General features: G+C 67.8%; 2 protein-coding genes and 1 riboswitch. Of the genes, one reads left to right on the plus strand and one right to left on the minus strand.

Annotated elements, in window-relative coordinates; genetic code table 11:
• Window positions 1–1,589, minus strand: a 1,589-nt coding sequence (locus tag JCM9942_RS14455; RefSeq protein ID WP_054660532.1) for a TonB-dependent receptor domain-containing protein, incomplete at its 3' end; no start/stop codon positions are given.
• A 116-nt stretch (window positions 1,590–1,705) separates the two neighbouring features.
• A riboswitch (cobalamin riboswitch) is annotated at window positions 1,706–1,943 on the minus strand.
• 88 nt (window positions 1,944–2,031) lie between these two features.
• Here JCM9942_RS14455 and JCM9942_RS19195 point away from each other — a divergent pair.
• Window positions 2,032–2,172: nicotinate-nucleotide--dimethylbenzimidazole phosphoribosyltransferase (locus tag JCM9942_RS19195; RefSeq protein WP_172675138.1), on the plus strand; the 141-nt coding region annotated here is incomplete at its 3' end.

Here is a 2,172-nt window from a genome sequence, read left to right on the forward strand (position 1 = left end):
GCCAGCAGGTTGTCGTAGGTGGCCGCGCCGGCGGTGTGGTCGCGCGGGTCGGTGAAGCTGGCCTGGGCGTTGAGGTCGAAACCGGCCAGCGACAGGTAGCCGGTCAGCTCGGCGCCGCGGATGCGGGCTTCGGCGACGTTGACCAGCGCGAAGCTGCTGTCATAGCCGATCAGCTGGTCGATGCGGGTTTCGTAGGCGTTGAAGGTCCAGTTCCAGGTGTCGGCGTACTGGGCGAGACCCAGGTTCAGGCTCTTGGATTCTTCCGGCTTCAGGTCCGGGTTGCTGAAGCCCGGGTAGTACAGGTCGTTGAAGGTCGGTGCCTTGAAGCCGGTGCCGGCGCTGGCGGTCAGGCGGAAACCATGACCGAAGGCAAAGCCGTAACCCAGGCTGCCGGTGGTGTGGTTGCCGAACTGCTCGTTGTCGTCGTTGCGCACGCTGGCCTGCAGCGAGTGCGCGCCGAAGCCGCCCTGGTATTCGACGAACACGCCGGTGTTGTCGCGGTTATCCACATCGAACGCGGTGGTGCTTTCGATCCGGTCCTGCTGCCAATCGGCGCCGGCGCTGATCTGCTGGCCTTCGCCGAACTTGATGTCGCCTTGCACGGCGGCGGTGTCGCGACGGGTGTTGAACACGCTGGCCAGGGTGCGCGCGCCGCCGGCCGCGAAGTAGCTGTCGGCCTGGTCGTTGCTGCGGCCGAGCTGCGCGCTCAGGCGGAAGCTGTCCGAGGGCGCCCATGCCAGCTTGCCGCCGTAGACCTGCTGGCGGTTGTCGGCTTCGTTGCCGCCGAAGATGCTGCCGTCGTACTCGTTGAAGCTGTCCGAGTTCAGCATGTGGCCTTCCAGGCTCAATGCCTCGCTCAGCGCATAACCGCCGCGCACGTTGATCGAGGTGTTGCGGTAGCCGTCACGGTCCGGCTCATCGGCATAGCAGCCCGCGCCCCAGCCGGCGGCGGTGCCGCGGCAGGCGTTGATGCCGTCGGTGCTCTGGTAGCCGCCCTGGGCGGAGATCCAGCCGCGTTCGCCGCGGTTGCTGAAGCCGGCACTGGCCTGGCGCAGGTTGTGGCTGCCGGCGGTGAGCGCCAGATTCTGCTGCAGGCCCTGGCCGGCGGCGCGGGTGAAGATCTGGATCACGCCGCCAATGGCTTCAGAGCCGTACAGGCTCGAACGCGGGCCGCGCACGATCTCCACGCGCTCGATCTGGTCGACCGGCAGGTCCTGCAGGGTCGGCATGCCGTTGGTGGCCGAACCGATGCGCACGCCGTCCACCAGCACCAGCACCTGGTTGGAGTTGCTGCCACGTAGGAACAGCGAGGTGATCTTGCCGGCGCCGCCCTGGTTGGCGAAATCCAGGCCGGCGCGGCCGCGCAGCAGTTCCAGCAGCGAGCTGGCCTGGCTGCGGTCGATCTGCACGCGGTCGATCACCTGCACCGGCACCACGCTGTTCTCGATCGAGACCGGGGTACGGGTGGCGGTGACGGTGATGTCATCGAGTCGGGTCGGAGCCGGCTCGGTCGGTGCGTTCTGCGCGGCGGCAACGCCCGGCAAGGCCAAGGCAAGGGCGAGGGAAAGGGTGTGGTAAGACAGTTTCATGGAAGCTCCTGGACCTGCGCGCTCCCGCGCAGGCGGATGGGGAAGGCTGCCAGAAGAGGGAAGAAGACGGAGGTCGCGCACACGGCGCTACAGCCGCCGCCATGCCCTCCGCATCGCAACCAGTCGGCTTCCGGGCCGGTCTCCGGACTCGCAGGCGAGGCAGCCGAGGCTGCTTCCGACCAGGCGCCTTCCCGTGCCATGCACAGTGGCGGTGTTGCCTGGTCTTGTCCTGCTTACCGTTGCGGGGGCAGTGCCGGAATGGCGGACGGCTGGAATTCCAGCAGGGCGCGGCACCGGCTTCCCGTTTCAACCGTCCGGCAAGGCCGGCCGGTCACCCGAAAGTGCGCGCATTCTATGCGATCACCGCCAGGCCTGCGCAAAAGGCCGGCAACCGCGCCCGGGCGGTTAAAATGCGCGATTGCATCGCAGTATCGGAACAGTCGTGACAGAAACGTGGTTCGGGCAGGCCTGTGGGCAGCCTTCGCAGGAACACCGCCAACGTGCCATCGCCCGCCAGCGGCAGTTGACCAAGCCCGAGGGCGCCCTGGGCCGGCTGGAGACGCTGGCCATCGAACTGGCCGCG

It is taken from the genome of Stenotrophomonas pictorum JCM 9942 (genome assembly GCF_001310775.1).
In the GTDB taxonomy this organism is placed as follows: domain Bacteria; phylum Pseudomonadota; class Gammaproteobacteria; order Xanthomonadales; family Xanthomonadaceae; genus Stenotrophomonas; species Stenotrophomonas pictorum.